This window comes from Pseudoalteromonas pernae (genome assembly GCF_039831865.1).
Classification (GTDB): Bacteria; Pseudomonadota; Gammaproteobacteria; order Enterobacterales; family Alteromonadaceae; genus Pseudoalteromonas; species Pseudoalteromonas pernae.
In genome coordinates this window covers 21,239-38,442 of the sequence record NZ_JBDODM010000005.1, presented here as the reverse complement: position 1 = coordinate 38,442, position 17,204 = coordinate 21,239, and the positions used below count along the sequence as shown (strand labels likewise).

Here is a 17,204-nt window from a genome sequence, read left to right as displayed (position 1 = left end):
GTTTGTTAATGGAGTCTAGTTCCTCGTTGGGAAAATACCCAATAGAGCAATAGAATAATTAGTCACTTGGCAAGGTGGCATGATGTTGAAAGCGGCTCCGTCACCAGTGCAATAATTATCAGGGCGTGCAGTTTGTTTAACCTTTTCCCGATAGTTTTCGCCTTGGCGTGAGACTGGCGAAAAAGCATTATTCTTTGTTTTGTGGTGTTGACTTAAGGCAAGCTGTGATTCGGGTAGGTAACTTTCAACTATTGCATCATTTGCAGCGGCGCTCAGTACACCTGTGACACCGCTTAAGTCTGCTAATATTGCGTTGGTTGGCAGTTCACAGTGGTTTAATTGATGAGTTTCGCTGCCGAATTTCTCTCCGGCTTTTCTGGGGCTTAATGCTGGGCCATGACCTTGTCCCACTATATTTCGACCGCGTAAATCAGGCACCGCGAATGTCGCGCGCCCATCGCCGCCATACGTTGTGCCTAACAGTGAAAAAAGTGCTGGGTTTGAACTAATTGCCAGCAGTGCGCCATTGCATTCATTCCAACCTCGAGGGGCGAAGTTGAACCCAAATGCCTGTATTTGTGCAATGAAGGGTTCCATCAGGTTACTCCTTAAGCATGTTGTAAAGAGCAGTGGGTCGAGCGCAGTAACTGCTCGCCCGCGTCTAAGTTTATTAATTGGGCTAAACGGTCGCCGCTGAGCACGCCTAACTCACAGGCGACGATATCTAAGCGGATACAGCCTTGTTTGGTATTGACGATTAAGCCTTGGGTTTGTGACACCATCACTACCGTTCCTGCAGGGGTGCCATAACTGGGGTAGTCAACCACAGTGGCTTGAATTAGTTCAACATCAATCCCTTTTATCTCCAGCATCACACGGCCAAAATGACCGTTACTTGCGCGCGTGAGTGCATCGATTTCATATCCATCTAAGGAATTGAAATCCAAAGCAACGATGTGCGCTGGGGCTTCCATAGGTCGTACTTCATGCAGCGAACTCGTGTGAGTAACTGGGTTTTTGCAGACGTGGTCTAGCAGGGGCATGAGATTTTCTAGGGCCAAATAGGCAAAGCGCTGAGTGAGACTTGCATAGGTGTCTTCGCTGTTGATGATCAATTCGAGTTTGCTGACTATCGCACCTTGGTCAAAGTATTCGCTCATGGCATGCCAGGTTAAAGCGCTGTGCGTCTCTTGATTTCGCAGTTGCCAATAAATGGGGTCACGACCAATGTAGGCGGGTAGTGATGAGGCGTGGCAGTTATAAATCCCCAGAGGATAGTGTTGTAACACTTCTTTGGGTAATAGGTGGCTGAACGTCATACACAAGGCGATGTCTGCATCAAAGTGAGCGAGGTGGATTGGGATCAACGTGAGGTTGTCCTTGCATACCGCCTCAAAGGGCACTTGATGCATTTTGAGTGTATGCAGTAGCAATAATAAAGGCGCTTGATGCCCTGTTTGCTGCTGTGGGTCGGGGGTTATCACGCCAATGAGGTAACCTGCCTCATGCAAGGCTTGAATGCATGGCCAAGCAAAAAGGCTGCTTGCATAGATAACAACGCGAGGTCGATTACTCATTGTGACAACTCTTCGTGACGATGAACCCAGGCAAACCACTCATGCTGTAAAAGAAACTCAGGGTGTCGCCGGATTGAGCGAGTGTGTCATCAGGTTTTGGGTCTTTGGGAATAAAATTAACACAGACGCTGAGATCAGGAAGCGGGTGGGTGATGCCAGAGTCATACATACTCAGCTTCTCATCTGCAAACAGTGTGATATGGGTGTATAAACAGAGGATCTGCTTTTGTGGTTGTTCATGCAGTTCAGGGAGTTTCAATTTGCCTGCCGTAATTAAGGACTGCTGCGCAACTTGCCTGTTATCAATGCACGTTAAGGTGCTCGCGCTAAGTGACAGAACAATGCCTAATTCAGTGCGTAAGTCTTCTATGTGAGCACGCTTTTGTTTGATTGCTAATTCATCCAGCCCTTCACTGTGCCATTGTTCTACGTATTCTTTTTGTGCCACGGTGAGCATCGCGTGCACATCGATTTGTTGGGGAATAAAGTAGCCAGTCATGCTGAGTTGATTGGCAAAATGCTGGGCAATAGCGAGGTGCCCTTCACGACTGAAACCATGTTGCATCGCTTCACAAATAACCATGTCGAACAGCATAGGTGCATTGTAATCACAGGCGTCACCGCAATACATTTGCTGCACAAATTGTTGCAGTTGCATCTCAGTCATGAGTTTATGCAGTGATTTAATCGCACCGGGTTGCAAATCGATAAAGGTAATGTGTAGCTGCTTGCCAGTAATGCCTTGCTGGCGGTAGTAGCTCAAAAGTGGCAGCAGTAAAGGAGCAAAAGGTCCACACGCAGGGTAGGCAATAAATACCTTGTCTTGGCCGCAGCGTAGAAGCGTGGAGATGGCTTTATCAATTGCGCGAATAAAGCCACTCACTCGGCGTGTATCTTTAATTGTATGAATGCAATAATCGGGTGACATGACTAGCCCATGCTTGCTTATAAATTGCTGGGTTCGTTCGGCTTTGGAAATGTTGGCACTGTCGTATACCTCCTTGTAGGCCGCAAACAATTGCTGCAACTTTGGCTCAATGCTTGAAACGTCATCTGGCGATGAGGCCAAAATATGTGCCGCAGTAGCAGCACTTAATGCACTTAATTGATCGCCTCGAAAGACAGTTTTACTGTGTTTAGCTAGTTGTTGTTTAAGTACGCTGCGTTGCTGCGCAAAAATCCCAGCAACTGAGTTGGCGACTTGATCTTCCTTGTTGATATAGCGCGGTGTTGCTTGGTTATTTAAAGCCTGCATGGCGGGTTCCAGTTTTTTTGCCCTGTCAGTAGCGTATACTCGCTCAGCGGGATTACCACGATCTGTAATCACATGAAATATTTCTCCTAATAAAAAGGGTTTAGTTATTAATACGTTGATGATTCAAGGAACAGTCTCCGATGCAGGTAAAAGCACTGTGGTAGCAGGGCTTTGTCGCGTATTGGTGAATCGTGGCAAACGGGTGGCGCCTTTTAAGCCGCAAAACATGGCGCTTAACAGTGCCGTTACAGCCCAAGGTGAAGAGATAGGCCGTGCCCAAGCATTGCAAGCCTATGCTGCAAAAGTACCGCCGCAGGTCGATTTCAATCCTATTTTGCTCAAACCTAATTCCGACACCGGCGCACAAGTGATTTTACATGGGCATCCCATTAGCAATATGGAAGCGGCGCAATACCAGGATTACAAAAAAGTGGCGATGCAGGCTGTATTGGCGTCGCATACTCGTTTAGTACAACAATTTGATTGTGTGCTAGTTGAAGGTGCAGGTAGCCCGGCGGAGATTAACCTTCGTGAGGGTGATGTGGCCAACATGGGCTTTGCCGAGGAAGTGGATTGCCCAGTTGTGCTGGTGGCCAACATAGATAAAGGCGGTGTATTTGCGCATCTTGTGGGCACCTTGGCGCTATTAAGTGAGTCAGAACAAAATCGTGTTAAAGGATTTATTATTAATGGTTTTCGTGGTGATTTAGGGTTGTTGGAAAGTGGCTTAGCGTGGCTCGAAGAATATACGCAAAAGCCGGTGTTGGGCGTACTTCCTTATATTCATGATTTAGCGCTTGATGCCGAAGATGCCATTGATGAGCACAATAGCAATGATGAGGCAGCGGCGAATATCGCCATTTTATTGCTTCCCCACACCAGTAACCACACCGATTTTGATGCCTTGCGACATCACCCTCAGTGTCGCGTGCAGTATGTGCGCATGGGGCAACGTATACCGGCGTGTGATTTAGTCATCATTCCCGGCAGCAAAAACGTGCTATTCGATTTAACGTTTTTACGTCAGCAACACTGGCATGATGATCTTCAGCGCCATCTCAGATACGGTGGCAAAGTACTGGGTATTTGTGGTGGCATGCAAATGTTAGGGCAACGCATCGATGACCCTGAACAGGTTGAATCGACAATAGGGGCAGTTTTTGGCCTTGGTTTAGCTGATTTCGTCACGACTTTACAGCGCGATAAAATCATCCGCCAAGTGACCGCGATATGTGAAGATGCACAACTTTGCGGTTATGAAATTCATTGTGGTCGTAGCGTTGGCGCCGCATTTGATATGCCTTTGTTCCAATTATCACACGATGACAGGCAATGGCACGATGGCTTTATCTCTGTGGATAACTTAATTGCGGGCACCTATGTGCATGGCTTATTTGATAGCCCCCAAGGATGTGATTGGGTACTATCTTGGCTTGATAATACGCGCTCGTGGCAAGCCTTCGATTTAAATGCGCAGCGCGAGCAGCAGCTTGTGCGTTTAGCAGACGTGTGTGAGCAACATCTTGATATCAATAAAATTATAGCGATCATGGAGTCGTAGCATGACGGATAAGAATGAACAGCATAAAAAACGCCAACAAAAAGTAAAAGAGCAGGTCGACCAGCGCATTGAGCAGGCGCAAATCGAAAAAGGCGTGCTGCAAGTCATTACCGGCAACGGCAAAGGTAAATCAACTTCAGGTTTTGGGACTGTGGCTCGCTGTGTTGGCCATGGTCAGCAAGCGGCGGTGGTGCAGTTCATCAAAGGACTATGGGAATGTGGTGAACGTAATTTACTTGAGCAAGTCGGTGTGCCCTTTGCAGTGATGGAAACAGGTTTCACCTGGGAAACGCAAAACCGTGAAGCCGACACTCAAGCTGCCCAGGCCACATGGCAACAGGCGAAACAATTTCTCGCTGATGACAACATCGATCTGGTGTTGCTCGACGAGCTGACTTACATGGTTAGCTACGACTATATCGACTTAGATGAGGTGCTTGAAGCCCTTGCGAATCGCCCCACAATGCAATCGGTGATTATTACTGGCCGTGGCGCGCATCGTCGCTTGACTGAATTGGCGGATACAGTCAGTGAAGTGCGTAACGTTAAACATGCGTTTGACAGCGGCGTGAAAGCGCGTGCGGGGTTTGATTTCTAATGCGTGTTTATTGTTACGTATTGCTCGTCGTCTCAGCTTTATCTGTAGCGACGGCTCAAGCGCAAGATAAAGCACAGCGCATCATTGCCTTGGCTCCGCATATTGTTGAAAACCTTTATGCTATTGGTGCAGGTGATGATGTGGTGGCTACGGTGGACTATGCCGATTACCCTGAGGCCGCTAATAACATTATGCGCATCGGTGGCCACCAAGGTATTCAACTGGAAAAGGTGCTGGCATTGAACCCCACCTTGGTAGTGGTGTGGAAAGGGGGCAACAAAGCTGCTGATATCGAAGCGCTACAACGATTAGGTGTGCCTTTGTATGTGAGTGAAATTAAAAGCCTCGCCGATATCGCTGTGGAAATTCGCAAACTTGGTGAGCTGACGAAACGTCAACATCAAGCGCAGCAACTGGCGTCTGCCTATGAAACACGCTTAGATGTGTTGCAAAAAGAGTATGCCAATAGCTCATCTTCCCGCCCACGGGTATTTTATCAGTTGTGGCCTACGCCAATGATGACGGTGAACAACAACACCTTGATTGGCAAAGCAATTGAGTTCTGTGGTGGTGATAACACCTTTGCAGATAACATCACCGACTACCCTCAAATCAGTCTAGAGCACGTGGTGCTTGCTAAACCGGATGTGATTGTGGTGACATCAGAACAAGCCGCGCAGGAAAAAGCGGTGGATTGGCAGCAGTGGCAGAGCATTCCCGCGGTGAAAAATAACGCTATTCGCGCTATTGATGCTAACTTATTGCATCGTTATAGCACACGTATACTCGATGGCGTTGAGAGTTTATGTGAGGCCATCAACCCGCATTAAGTAAGCGACTGTTATCTCAACGAAAGACACAAAAAGGAAAGGGCGTTATGGAAAATAATAAATTCTTTAAACTGGTGTGGTGAATCAATGGGGTGTTAATCCTTGGTACCGTATTATTGATTTTGCTAGCTGTTGGTTATCAAGCTATTTCGCAAATGCTACGTACTAACTATATACAGGCCGCGCCCCCGGTTGAAAACCTAGCTGACGATCCTCAGGGTAAAGAGAAGTGGGTGATTGGCCGACCCATGCACCTGAATAAAGGCGATTTTATCCTGTTGCCTTTGGTGTCTGAAAACAAAGAAGTGGAAAATGTCGATGTCGAAGTTTTTGCATCCAAGTCTTATGACATGTTTGGAGGAGGCTATTATGGCGATGCATCAAAAAATGTATTGTTTTTAAATACCCAAGACAACAGTGCGTTTTGGCTGTTTAAAGGAGTCGACCGCCTTATTTTGGATATCACTTTATTCCCTGCTGGCTATGACTATGAAGGTCCCACCAAAGCGATTTTCTATAAAGTGATTGCCAAAGACACCAATAATGACAACAAATTGAGCAAAGAAGACGCAGCATCGCTGTATATCAGTGAGCCCAATGGCGATAATTATCAGCGTGTGCTCAGCGCATATGACCGCATTATTTCCCGCGATTTAGTCAGTGATAACCGCATGATGGTGATTTATCAGCATGACGGTAAAGCTTACTCAAAATTAATTCAATTATCACCATACACAGAAGTGAGTAATGTAGAGTTACCTAAAGTGGAATAAGCTGCTGTTAATGCGGTGACATGAATTACAAGGAACTCACAATCATGAATAACATGGAACTCGATATCTACGTTGTTGATGCCTTCACACAACAGCAATTTGGCGGTAACTCAGCAGCTGTAGTGCCACTCACACACTGGCTTGAGCCTGCTGTCATGCAGAAAATTGCGGCACAAAATAACTTATCGGAAACGGCATTTATTAAACGACGTCAACATGGCCAGTATGAAATTCGTTGGTTTTCTCCTGTGACTGAAATCGACTTTTGTGGCCATGCGACTTTAGCCTCTGCCTATGTCATTTTTAATGAATTAGGTTACCAAGGCAGCATTGAGTTTATCACTCAGGAAGTAGGCACCTTATTTGTTGACCAGCTTAATGATGGTCGTATTGAAATGAGTTTCCCAAACCAGTGCCCAGAGCCACTTAGCGAAGTGCCCAACGCGTTGCGAGAGGGGTTGTCTATCGCACCAAAGCAAGTGTTACGTAACCGCCAAGCTTATTTCGCGGTGCTAGCCAGTGAAGAAGAAGTAAAGCACGTTCGTTACAACAGTGGGTTGCTCAAGCAACTGGCCCCCTATGATGTGGTAGTTACCGCCAAGGGGGAGACCGCTGATTTTGTATCGCGCTACTTCTGGCCCGTTAATGGCGGCGATGAAGATCCCGTGACGGGGTCAATTCATTCGGGTTTAACACCTTATTGGGCTAATGAACTTGGGCAGGTTAATTTGCGTGCTCGGCAATTATCAGAGCGCGGTGGTGAGCTATATTGTCAGTTGTGTGCGGAGCGGGTTTTAGTTTCTGGCTATGGGCAGCTGTATCTAAAAGGCCGTCTTTTTATTTCCTAAACAGAATCAGTGAGGTCGCTACAGTTTGTCGCCTTCATGTGCTATACCTTAAATGTCTAAATTCGTAACGAAAAGGGAAACACTCGTATGAAGTTTGTAAGCACTATTTTATTGGGTACTGTATTGGCTTTTTCTGGCTTTAGCGCCCATGCAGGCGATGATGAATGGGAAAAAATAGCCGAAAAGAAAGTCAGCTTTAAGTCAGAAACCGATACCGTTAATCCTATGTCGCCTTTTGCCGACACGCACTTTAGCCACATCAAAATTAAGTGCACGAATGGTACTGTGAATCTCAAGAAGATCACTGTGTATATGTCTGACGGTGAACAGAAAGAATTCGATAACCTAGGCATACTCAATAAGGGAATGTCTTCTCGCAGCCTTAATATTCCCAATAAAGACGGTGCAAAGCTCGATAAAATTAAGCTGAAATATGAATCTGTCGGCTCGACCGCAACGCGTATTGCTGGTGTTACGGAAAAAGCAGAAGTGGAAATTCTCGGCAAAAAAGCTGAAAAAGACAAAGACAAGGGTAAAGACTAATACCGCGTTAGCAGGTTAAAAAAGGAGGTGATAAGCATCTCCTTTTTTTATTACATAGCAAGCATATTGATTGGCTCAGCGATAATACACTTTGTTATTTTTAAACGTCTTTTTATCAAAGTTCGGATACGCACAGGAGCGCATTACATCGGCAATGAGTTGATATACATTCTTCCAAGCTTGGCGTGTTTGTGGTGTAAAATCTTTGCCAAGTCCTTGCTTTAAGGTAAACAACAAGGCGTTGCCAACAGGGGTGTAATCTTCCATTTTTACACCATAATCCACGTGGCGAATAGCAAGCTTTTGCAAGACTCCAGCCACTGCCTCGAGATCATCCAACCCATCTACTGCCACTTTGAGTGTCGACATCAACATTTGCCCTTGCTTCCTCATGTCGCCTTTAAAAAGGTGCTTCAAACTCGGGTCATAACTAAACAGCGTTTTATAAAATATTTCTGCGGCTTTATCTGCAATAGGCAGAACTTTAGCGAAACTACTTTGAATCAATTGCTTATCACGTGCACTCAGACTCATAGGTTTTCCTAGGTGGTTGAATCGGCATAACTAATCTGACTATAGATGAATAATTAGAAATCGCGTAGGTAGATGATAAATATCGGATTTTGTTTCTGTTATGGTTCCTAAATAAGGCTTTATGCGGGAAAAATCGTCATTGATACAAAGGAGTCTTTGAGCGTTTGTGCATCGCTAAAAATAATATATACTGTATTTATATACAGTGTTTTTAAGAGGTGGTGTGGATGAACACAACTTTAGCAGCGATGCACCATCAAGGACTGATCTTCAGTGCCAATCAAGGGTCTTTGCAAGAAGCCAATCATGAGCAATGCGCCTTATTGAGTACGGGGTTTACTCAGCTTGATCAACTGCTCGGTGGCGGCTGGCCAACAAGTGGCGTGATTAACTTACAATCAGAGCCAGCCATTGGTGAATTTACGCTGTTGCAAGGCATGTTCGCCAAAGCGCAGCAAGAGGGTATGGTAGTGTTGATAAACCCACCGGCAGAACCTTGCATTGAGTGGTTGTTGGCGCAGCATGTTAGTTTAGACCGTGTGGTGATCTTACGTCCTGAAAATGACGCCCATGCATTATGGGCTGCAGAGCAGTGCGCGCGCAGTAGCAGTTGTGCCTTGGTGTGGTTGTGGCATCAAGGCTTATCCTTCGCACAAGCACGACGTTTTAATCTTGCTTGCCAACAATCGGCAGCGCTTCTGGTACTGGTGAATTATCACAGCCAAACGTCGGCTTTGCCCGTGCACATGAGTATGCAGCTATGCCAACAGTCACAACAGTTGAAGGTGACTCTGTTGCGTCAGCAAGGGCGCTTTGCCCGCGGTGAAATTACCCTAGATAGAACCCAGTTATGGCCGTTTTTACTTTACTCGCAACGTGTTCAGCAGGGCGCTCTACACACCCTTAATGCAATCGCTGAGCCTACGCATTATGAGGTGGGTTAATGTATTTGGCGGTGTACTGTGAGCATTTGCAACTGCAGCGCAGAGAATTAACAGAGCCCGCTGTTTTGGTGGCTAAAGAGCGCATTGTTCAGGTAAATGAAACGGCACATAAACAGGGTGTAAAACAAGGCATGGGGCTGGCCAGTGCCGCCGCTTTGTGTGGTGCATTGCATGTGTATCCTTATGAGCAAAATGTCGAGCAGCAACAACTGCAAGAATTGGCGGCACAGTGCTATCAACTCACAGGAGACATTATTTTATGCGCCAGTGATTGTCTTATTTTTGCAGCTGCCAGTATGCGTGTGCTCTACCCAAGTAATGAGGCGCTTTTTCATGCCTTAGCGCCGACCATTCGGGCTTTTGTACCGCAGTTTTACTATGCCTGTGCCAGCAGCATGGAAGCGGCGGAAGTTTTGGCGCGTTACAAAGCTAACTTTATTAGTGATGACGAACAAGTGTGTGCACAGCGTTTGGCTCAAGTGCCGGTGCAAGCGTTGCTGCTCAGTGATGAGCACAAACAGCAACTCGCCCGTTTGGGAATAAATACAACTCAGCAATTGCTCGCACTGCCTTTAGCGCAATTACGTCAGCGCTTTCATTACGAGCTGGTGGATTACCTCACGCGTTTGCGTGGGCAATTGCAGCGCGCCAGCTTGCCCAAAAAGTCGCGCTATTATCGCTTTTACCAACCCGCGCAATATTTTAGCGAAACTCAAGAGCTTAACTTCGAGATAGAAGATAGCGCCCGTTTACTTACTCCTTTAACGCAACTGTGTGAGCGGATTTGCGTGTACTTACGCCAGCATCAATGGCATACCCAACAACTCACTTTTACCTTGTTGTTTCGCGAGCAACCACAGCTCAACCTTATTTTGCAAAGTGTGGAACCACAATCCCAACTGGCTCCTTGGTTACGGCTGCTAACGATTAAGCTCGACGCTTTGAAACTAACAGCACCGGTAATCGCTGTGCGTTTGCAGTGCGATGAATTTGTCACGGTGGATGGCAGTAGTCGTAATTTGTTTGAAAAGCGTCAACAAGGCCTTGCAAGGCAGCAATTACTGAGTGTGTTACATACGCGCTTAGGTGAAGAGCGTTGTTATCGGCTGTTACAAGGGCGTGCACATATTCCCGAATATGCACAAGTGCAAGAGAGCACTTTGCATGCAGTTAACACGGCTATTGAGCAAAAAGCAGCTCCATACTTACGGCCCAATTTTTTAATTACGCCCACAGCATTGACTGAGCCCTTATGTATTTTGCGCGGTCCTGAGCGCATTCAAAGCCACTGGTGGCAGCAAGAACAAGTTGAGCGTGATTATTATGTGGGTGAAAACAACCAAGGGCAGTTGTGCTGGGTATTCAAAGACAAACAACAACAGTGGTTTGTGCAAGGTTACTTCGCGTAATGACTATGCCTACTTACAGTGAGCTATTTAGCCAAAGTAATTTCAGCTTTTTAACCGGCGCCTCTCATCCGGAGGAGCTAGTCGCCAAAGCGGCCGAGCTGGGTTATGGCGCGCTGGCTATGTGTGATGAATGCTCCGTTGCTGGAGTGGTGAGGGCGCACAGTTATATCAAAGAGCAGCAACTTCCTATCAAGCTTATTGTCGGTAGTTACCTGTGTTATGAGCAACTTGAGCTGGTAGTGTTGTGCGCGTACAGCCAGTTATGCCGGGTGATCACCAATGCGCGCAGGCGCTGTGAAAAAGGCCAATACCAGCTGAGCGAATGGGATTTAAAAACACTCAAAGGGTGTATTTTGATTTGGTTGGTACACGGGCAAAACGATGAAGCTAAAATGGCAGATAAGCACTGGGGCCCTTGGCTTAAACGCCATTATGGCGAGCAGCTTTATATTGGTGTGCGCCGTGAATTAAGCAGTTTTGAACCTGAGCAGCTAGCCTACACACATACCCTTAGCGAACAGTTACAAATACCTCAAGTGGCTGTTGGTGCGGTGTTGATGCACAGCCCTGATCGCTTACCTTTGCAGCATGTGCTTAGCGCTATTAAGCACGGGCAAACGGTGGCATCGCTGGGGCAAAATTTATTGGCTAATGCCGAGCGCTCATTACGTGAGCCAGCTAAGCTTGCAAAGCTGTTTGATGCGGCGCACTTAGCACAAACACAGAGCATTGCAGCGCGTTGCACGTTTAATCTTGATGAACTCAGTTACCAATATCCACACGAATTAGTGCCAAAAGGGCTCAGTGCTAGTGAACATTTAAAGAATCTGGTGGAGCAAGGGGCGAAAAAACGTTTTAACGGCAACACGCCAGCGCATGTGCAAGCCACCATAAACAAAGAATTAACCCTGATAGCCGAGCAAGGCTATGAGCCTTTCTTTCTCACTATCGCGGATATTGTGCAGTTCGCCAAGGAACGCGATATTCTTTACCAAGGCCGTGGCTCAGCAGCTAATTCCGTGGTCTGTTATTGCCTTGAAATTACGGCGGTCGACCCACGGCAAATCGATGTACTGTTTGAGCGCTTTATTTCCAAAGAGCGTAATGAGCCCCCTGATATCGACGTGGATTTTGAACATCAACGTCGCGAGGAAGTGTTCCAGTACATTTATCAAAAATACGGCCGTCAACGTGCTGCACTAGCAGCAACGGTGATCACCTATCGTTTAAAAAGTGCCATACGCGATGTGGGTAAAGCGCTGGGCTTCACTGAAACTCAACTGGATTACTACATTAAGCAGCTTAATCGCCGCCACGGTGGTGGTCAGTGGCAAGCACAGTTGGTGCAATTAGGGCTCGATCCAGAAGCTAAAATCAATCAGCATTTTTTTCATTTGGTTGATGAAATAAAAGGCTTTCCACGACATTTATCTCAGCATGTGGGAGGCTTTGTTATTTCCCAAGGCCCTTTGCACGAGTTGGTGCCCGTGGAAAATGCGGCCATGGCTGAGCGCACGGTGATTCAATGGGATAAAGATGATTTAGAAAGCTTAAAGCTGTTAAAAGTAGATGTGTTGGCATTAGGTATGCTCAGTGCCATTCAACGTAGTTTTAAATTGCTAGAGCAGCATTATCAGCACCGCATTAACATTGCTGACATCACCCGCTTGGGTGATGACCCGCAGGTATATTCAATGCTGCAACGGGCAGACACTGTGGGGGTTTTCCAAATCGAATCGCGGGCACAAATGAGCATGTTACCGCGTCTTAAGCCTCGTTGTTATTATGATTTAGTCATTCAAATAGCCATTGTTCGCCCAGGGCCAATTCAAGGGGATATGGTGCACCCTTATTTACGCCGTCGTGATGGCGAAGAAGCGGTTGAATACCCATCAAAGCAAGTAGAGCAAGTATTAAAGCGCACACTTGGGGTGCCTATTTTCCAAGAGCAGGTAATAAAGGTAGCAATGGTTGCTGCGGGTTTTAGTGGCGGTGAAGCCGACCAATTACGCCGCGCAATGGCAAAGTGGAAACGCGATGGGGAACTCACGCAATTTAAGCAAAAACTCATTGATGGCATGCTTAAACGCGGTTACGAGTACCAATTTGCCGAGCGTATTTATCAGCAAATTTGTGGCTTTGGTGAATATGGCTTTCCTGAATCGCACTCCGCCAGTTTTGCAGTGTTGGCGTATGTTTCTGCCTATCTAAAGTACTACTATCCAGAGGTGTTTTTGTGTGCCTTGGCAAACAGTTTGCCTATGGGCTTTTATTCTCTTGACCAGCTGGTGCAAGACGCCCGTCGCCACGGAGTAAACATACTGCCTGTAGATGTAAATCACTCCGCGTGGGAGCATCAAGTAATACGCCACGGTGAGGGTTTTGCCGTGCGCTTAGGGTTTTGTTGTGTCAAAGGTCTCAGTGCCCACAGTGCAGAAAAACTTATTACCCATCGACCTGAACAAGGCTATCGCAGTATCACTGAGCTCTATCATCGTGGTTTAAGTGAGGCTGAACTCGAAACCCTCGCCAGCAGTAATGCCTTAGCCGCTATTGCCAAAGACCGTTTCAACAGTCGCTGGCAAATAATGGATAAGCAGCAGCGTTTGCCTTTGTTTGCAACGGATGATGACGAATCACAGGCAGATCTTATGCTGGTTGCTCCCAATGAAATTCAAGATACCCTCGAAGACTATGCCAGCATGGGAGTGAATATGGGCGCGCATCCCCTAGTGCATTTGCGCCAACATGGGTTATTTAATCACGCTAAGAAAGCCAATGAGCTTATTTCATGTCGCAATGGCGCTAGCGTGACCATTGCAGGTTTAGTCACTGGGCGGCAATCACCGGGCAGCGCTGCGGGAGTAACTTTTTTAACCCTTGAAGACGAAACTGGCAATATCAATGTGGTGGTGTGGCTGGCAACGGCTAAGGCGCAGCAAAAAGCGTTTTTGACGGCACGATTACTGGAAGTCAAAGGCGTGGTTGAACATCACAAAGGGGTGGTGCATGTAATTGCTGGACGACTCATTGATCACAGCGATAAGTTACCCGCCTTGATTCTCAAAAGTCGCTTTTTTCATTAAATATAGAAATATTAAAGTTAAAATTGATTTTGATAATAAATGTATTCGATTAAAAAATATCATTCTTTTAAGGGTGTGAAAAAAATTCAATCCCTGTTTAAATAAGCTCACGTATAGCCAATAGGCAAACGCGCCGTTTACGCGTACAATAACGGCCTTTCATATCCGACAATTACGTTGCACCTAGGAGACAGCATGTTAGAACGTAACATGAACATTGCAGATTTTGACCCAGAATTAGCGAATGCGATGAACGCAGAAGTGGCTCGCCAAGAAGAGCACATTGAACTTATCGCGTCTGAAAACTACTGTAGCCCACGCGTACTAGAAGCGCAGGGTTCACAGCTAACCAACAAATATGCAGAAGGCTACCCAGGTAAGCGTTACTACGGTGGTTGTGAGCATGTTGACGTAGTTGAGCAACTTGCAATTGATCGTGCAAACGAGCTATTCGGCACTGAGTACGCAAACGTACAACCGCACGCAGGTTCACAAGCTAACGCTGCTGTTTTCCAAGCGCTACTTCAGCCACACGACACTGTTCTAGGTATGAGCCTAGCGCACGGTGGTCACCTTACTCACGGTGCACACGTAAACTTCTCTGGTAAAACGTACAACGCAATTCAGTACGGCCTAAACGAGCAAACTGGCGAAATCGATTACGATCAAGTTGAAGCGCTAGCGCTTGAGCACAAGCCAAAAATGATTATCGGTGGTTTCTCTGCGTACTCAGGTATCGTAGATTGGGCACGTTTCCGTGAAATCGCTGACAAAGTAGGCGCATACCTATTCGTTGATATGGCACACGTTGCGGGTCTTATCGCAGCTGGCGTATACCCAAGCCCAGTTCCTTATGCACACGTAATCACAACAACGACACACAAAACGCTTGCGGGCCCTCGTGGTGGTCTAATCGTGTCTAACTGTGGCGATGAAGAGATCTACAAAAAGCTAAACAGCGCTGTATTCCCTGGTGGTCAAGGTGGCCCTCTATGTCATGTAATCGCTGCTAAAGCGGTTGCTTTCAAAGAAGCACTTCAACCAGAATTCAAAGCGTACCAGCAGCAAGTAGTTGCTAACGCGCAAGCGATGGTAGCGGTACTGCAAGAGCGTGGCTACAAAGTAGTATCAGGTAAAACTGACAACCACTTATTCCTTCTTGACCTAATCGACAAAGACATCACAGGTAAAGATGCGGATGCAGCGCTTGGTAACGCAAACATCACAGTTAACAAGAACTCAGTACCAAACGACCCGCGTTCGCCGTTTGTAACTTCAGGTCTACGTATTGGTTCTCCAGCAATCACTCGCCGTGGTTTCAAAGAAGCTGAAGCAAAAGAGCTAGCTGGCTGGATCTGTGACGTGCTAGATAACATCGAAAGCACTGAAGTTCAGGCGCAAGTGAAAGAAAAAGTAAAAGCAATTTGTGCTAAGTTCCCTGTTTACGCATAAGGGCACAAAATAGCTATTACACAAATGTTTGTGTATTATAAAGGCCGCAATTTTTGCGGCCTTTTTTGCATTTTAGGTTGAGTGGCTTTTGCCTCAATCTCTGCATCGAGAAATAACAACAGGCGCCCATATCGCGGCGCTTGACGACTCCGGGCTGCAATTGAAGCTACTTTGTTATTAAAGGAAACCCGTTCACTATGCATTGTCCTTTTTGCAGCGCAAAAGATACCAAGGTTATCGACTCACGTTTAGTTGGTGGTGGGCATCAAGTTCGTCGTCGTCGCGAATGCATTGATTGCCATGAGCGCTTTACCACATTTGAAGGTGCAGAATTGGTGATGCCACGGGTGATCAAGCGTGATGGTTCACGCGAACCTTTCAATGAAGACAAATTACAAAATGGCCTACACCGAGCATTGGAACGTCGACCAGTAAAAACAGAACAAGTCGATGAAGTCGTGCACCAAATCAAATCCCAAATTCGCGCCACCGGTGAGCGAGAAGTCAGCTCACAACTAATCGGTGAGTGCATCATGGAAGCCCTTAAAGGTTTAGACAAAGTGGCTTACGTGCGTTTCGCATCGGTGTACCGTTCGTTCGAAGATATTCGCGAGTTTGGTGAAGAAATCGCCCGCCTTGGAGACTAATATGACCTTCAGCGCTGATGATACGCGCTATATGCAAAGAGCCATTGAGCTCGCATATCAAGGCCGTTTTACCACGACCCCAAATCCTAATGTGGGCTGTGTACTGGTTAAAGATGGCCAAATCATAGGCGAAGGCTTTCATCTGCAAGCCGGAACACCACATGCCGAAGTCCACGCATTAGCAGCCGCCGGTGATAACGCCCAAGGCGCAACTGCGTATGTCACTTTGGAGCCGTGTAGTCACACTGGACGCACAGGTCCGTGTGCGGGCGCGCTCATCAAAGCTAACGTCGCTAAAGTCATTTGCGCTATGCAAGACCCCAACCCACAAGTCAGTGGCAGAGGCATGAAAATGCTGGCTGATGCTGGTATTGAAGTGGCCTCAGGTTTATTGGCAACTGAAGCTGAAAAACTAAACCGCGGGTTTTTAAAGCGCATGCGCAGTAACAAGCCATTTGTGACCTGTAAATTGGCTGCCAGTATTGACGGTAAAACTGCGTTAGGCAATGGCGAAAGTAAATGGATCACAGGCCCTATTGCCCGCGCCGATGTGCAGCAATGGCGAGCTGAGCACTGCGCAATATTAAGTGGCGCAGACACGGTGTTAGTTGATAACGCAAAGCTGAATGTGCGTTTAGATGAAAAAGCGCGTGCACAGTACGTACTCCCTGAGGTGCGCCAACCTGTGCGGGTAATAATCGACAGTCAATATCGGCTCACTCCTGATCTAGCATTATTCCAAGAGCCCGGTGAGATTATTATCGTGCGTTCACGCACAGCGAATGTTTGTGTGAAAGAGCTTGATAAACAACCGCAGTGGCCCAACAATGTAACCGAATTAAGCTGTGATGGCATGGATGATGGCCGCGTTAATTTAGCTGCGCTTTTAGTATTACTGGCTGAGCGAGAAATCAATTCCGTATGGCTAGAGGCGGGGGCAACATTAGCGGGTGCCATGGCTCAGCAAAACCTAATTGATCGGTATGTCGTTTATATTGCGCCAAAGTTAATGGGCACTACTGCCACGGGGCTGATAAATATTGGGCCATTTACTGCGATGAAGGATGTGCCCACCATGCAATTTAGCGATATTACACCCATTGGTGAAGATATTCGCCTTACCCTAGAACAACCAAGAGTAGAGTAG

The 17,204-nt window shown here is 46.8% G+C and carries 16 protein-coding genes; 12 read left to right on the top strand and 4 right to left on the bottom strand.

The window, feature by feature from the left end; translation table 11 throughout:
• Window positions 1-15 precede the first annotated feature (15 nt).
• From V1358_RS12740 to V1358_RS12730, 3 genes are read right to left on the bottom strand one after another with little or no spacing between them, the layout of a single operon-like run.
• Entirely contained in the window at window positions 16-597 is a 582-nt protein-coding gene (locus V1358_RS12740; RefSeq protein ID WP_347393770.1) for a phage tail protein, read from the bottom strand.
• Between the two features lie 11 nt (window positions 598-608).
• Window positions 609-1,577, bottom strand: a complete 969-nt coding sequence (locus V1358_RS12735) for a methionyl-tRNA formyltransferase (RefSeq protein ID WP_347393769.1) — start codon at window positions 1,575-1,577, stop codon at window positions 609-611.
• Entirely contained in the window at window positions 1,570-2,904 is a 1,335-nt protein-coding gene (locus V1358_RS12730) for an SAM-dependent methyltransferase (protein ID WP_347393768.1), read from the bottom strand. Before V1358_RS12730 ends, V1358_RS12735 begins: the two co-directional genes overlap by 8 nt.
• A 34-nt stretch (window positions 2,905-2,938) precedes the next feature.
• Here V1358_RS12730 and V1358_RS12725 point away from each other — a divergent pair, with 34 nt between their 5' ends.
• From V1358_RS12725 to V1358_RS12700, 6 genes are all read left to right on the top strand, one after another.
• Window positions 2,939-4,393 carry a cobyric acid synthase gene (locus V1358_RS12725; protein ID WP_347393907.1) on the top strand — a complete coding sequence of 485 codons (1,455 nt, stop codon included), beginning with the start codon at window positions 2,939-2,941 and terminating at the stop codon, window positions 4,391-4,393.
• A gap of 1 nt (window position 4,394) precedes the next feature.
• Window positions 4,395-4,991 carry a cob(I)yrinic acid a,c-diamide adenosyltransferase gene (gene cobO, locus V1358_RS12720; RefSeq protein ID WP_347393767.1) on the top strand — a complete coding sequence of 199 codons (597 nt, stop codon included), beginning with the start codon at window positions 4,395-4,397 and terminating at the stop codon, window positions 4,989-4,991.
• Entirely contained in the window at window positions 4,991-5,821 is an 831-nt protein-coding gene (locus tag V1358_RS12715; RefSeq protein ID WP_347393766.1) for a cobalamin-binding protein, read from the top strand. The genes cobO and V1358_RS12715 overlap by 1 nt, the downstream gene beginning before the upstream one ends.
• 92 nt (window positions 5,822-5,913) lie before the next feature.
• Entirely contained in the window at window positions 5,914-6,594 is a 681-nt protein-coding gene (locus tag V1358_RS12710) for a hypothetical protein (RefSeq protein WP_347393765.1), read from the top strand.
• A 53-nt stretch (window positions 6,595-6,647) separates the two neighbouring features.
• Window positions 6,648-7,442: a PhzF family phenazine biosynthesis protein gene (locus V1358_RS12705; protein WP_347393906.1), complete on the top strand. Its 795-nt coding sequence runs from the start codon at window positions 6,648-6,650 to the stop codon at window positions 7,440-7,442.
• A gap of 87 nt (window positions 7,443-7,529) precedes the next feature.
• Window positions 7,530-7,985: a DUF2541 family protein gene (locus tag V1358_RS12700; RefSeq protein ID WP_347390672.1), complete on the top strand. Its 456-nt coding sequence runs from the start codon at window positions 7,530-7,532 to the stop codon at window positions 7,983-7,985.
• 75 nt (window positions 7,986-8,060) lie between these two features.
• Here the strand turns inward: V1358_RS12700 and V1358_RS12695 are convergent, their stop codons facing one another.
• Window positions 8,061-8,519 carry a globin family protein gene (locus V1358_RS12695; protein ID WP_347390673.1) on the bottom strand — a complete coding sequence of 153 codons (459 nt, stop codon included), beginning with the start codon at window positions 8,517-8,519 and terminating at the stop codon, window positions 8,061-8,063.
• A 227-nt stretch (window positions 8,520-8,746) separates the two neighbouring features.
• On the opposite strand from V1358_RS12695, the gene V1358_RS12690 reads away from it, so the two are divergent.
• From V1358_RS12690 to ribD, 6 genes are all read left to right on the top strand, one after another.
• Entirely contained in the window at window positions 8,747-9,463 is a 717-nt protein-coding gene (locus V1358_RS12690) for a hypothetical protein (protein WP_347390674.1), read from the top strand.
• A complete protein-coding gene (locus tag V1358_RS12685; RefSeq protein ID WP_347393764.1) occupies window positions 9,463-10,872 on the top strand; it encodes a Y-family DNA polymerase in 1,410 nt (469 codons plus the stop codon). The genes V1358_RS12690 and V1358_RS12685 overlap by 1 nt, the downstream gene beginning before the upstream one ends.
• Complete coding sequence (locus V1358_RS12680; protein ID WP_347393763.1) at window positions 10,872-13,958, top strand: error-prone DNA polymerase; 3,087 nt, start codon at window positions 10,872-10,874, stop codon at window positions 13,956-13,958. The genes V1358_RS12685 and V1358_RS12680 overlap by 1 nt, the downstream gene beginning before the upstream one ends.
• Before the next feature lie 195 nt (window positions 13,959-14,153).
• Window positions 14,154-15,410, top strand: a complete 1,257-nt coding sequence (gene glyA / locus V1358_RS12675; protein ID WP_347390677.1) for a serine hydroxymethyltransferase — start codon at window positions 14,154-14,156, stop codon at window positions 15,408-15,410.
• Between the two features lie 197 nt (window positions 15,411-15,607).
• A complete protein-coding gene (nrdR, locus tag V1358_RS12670; RefSeq protein WP_347390678.1) occupies window positions 15,608-16,057 on the top strand; it encodes a transcriptional regulator NrdR in 450 nt (149 codons plus the stop codon).
• A complete protein-coding gene (gene ribD / locus V1358_RS12665) occupies window positions 16,047-17,204 on the top strand; it encodes a bifunctional diaminohydroxyphosphoribosylaminopyrimidine deaminase/5-amino-6-(5-phosphoribosylamino)uracil reductase RibD (RefSeq protein ID WP_440589899.1) in 1,158 nt (385 codons plus the stop codon). Before nrdR ends, ribD begins: the two co-directional genes overlap by 11 nt.

Coding starts and splice junctions, on each gene's coding strand:
- V1358_RS12700 (WP_347390672.1), top strand. CDS start 7,530: ATGAAGTTTGTAAGCACTATTTTATTGGGTACTGTATTGGCTTTTTCT.
- V1358_RS12715 (WP_347393766.1), top strand. CDS start 4,991: ATGCGTGTTTATTGTTACGTATTGCTCGTCGTCTCAGCTTTATCTGTA.
- glyA (WP_347390677.1), top strand. CDS start 14,154: ATGTTAGAACGTAACATGAACATTGCAGATTTTGACCCAGAATTAGCG.
- V1358_RS12680 (WP_347393763.1), top strand. CDS start 10,872: ATGACTATGCCTACTTACAGTGAGCTATTTAGCCAAAGTAATTTCAGC.
- nrdR (WP_347390678.1), top strand. CDS start 15,608: ATGCATTGTCCTTTTTGCAGCGCAAAAGATACCAAGGTTATCGACTCA.
- V1358_RS12690 (WP_347390674.1), top strand. CDS start 8,747: ATGAACACAACTTTAGCAGCGATGCACCATCAAGGACTGATCTTCAGT.
- V1358_RS12740 (WP_347393770.1), bottom strand. CDS start 597: ATGGAACCCTTCATTGCACAAATACAGGCATTTGGGTTCAACTTCGCC.
- V1358_RS12705 (WP_347393906.1), top strand. CDS start 6,648: ATGGAACTCGATATCTACGTTGTTGATGCCTTCACACAACAGCAATTT.
- cobO (WP_347393767.1), top strand. CDS start 4,395: ATGACGGATAAGAATGAACAGCATAAAAAACGCCAACAAAAAGTAAAA.
- V1358_RS12735 (WP_347393769.1), bottom strand. CDS start 1,577: ATGAGTAATCGACCTCGCGTTGTTATCTATGCAAGCAGCCTTTTTGCT.
- V1358_RS12685 (WP_347393764.1), top strand. CDS start 9,463: ATGTATTTGGCGGTGTACTGTGAGCATTTGCAACTGCAGCGCAGAGAA.
- V1358_RS12695 (WP_347390673.1), bottom strand. CDS start 8,519: ATGAGTCTGAGTGCACGTGATAAGCAATTGATTCAAAGTAGTTTCGCT.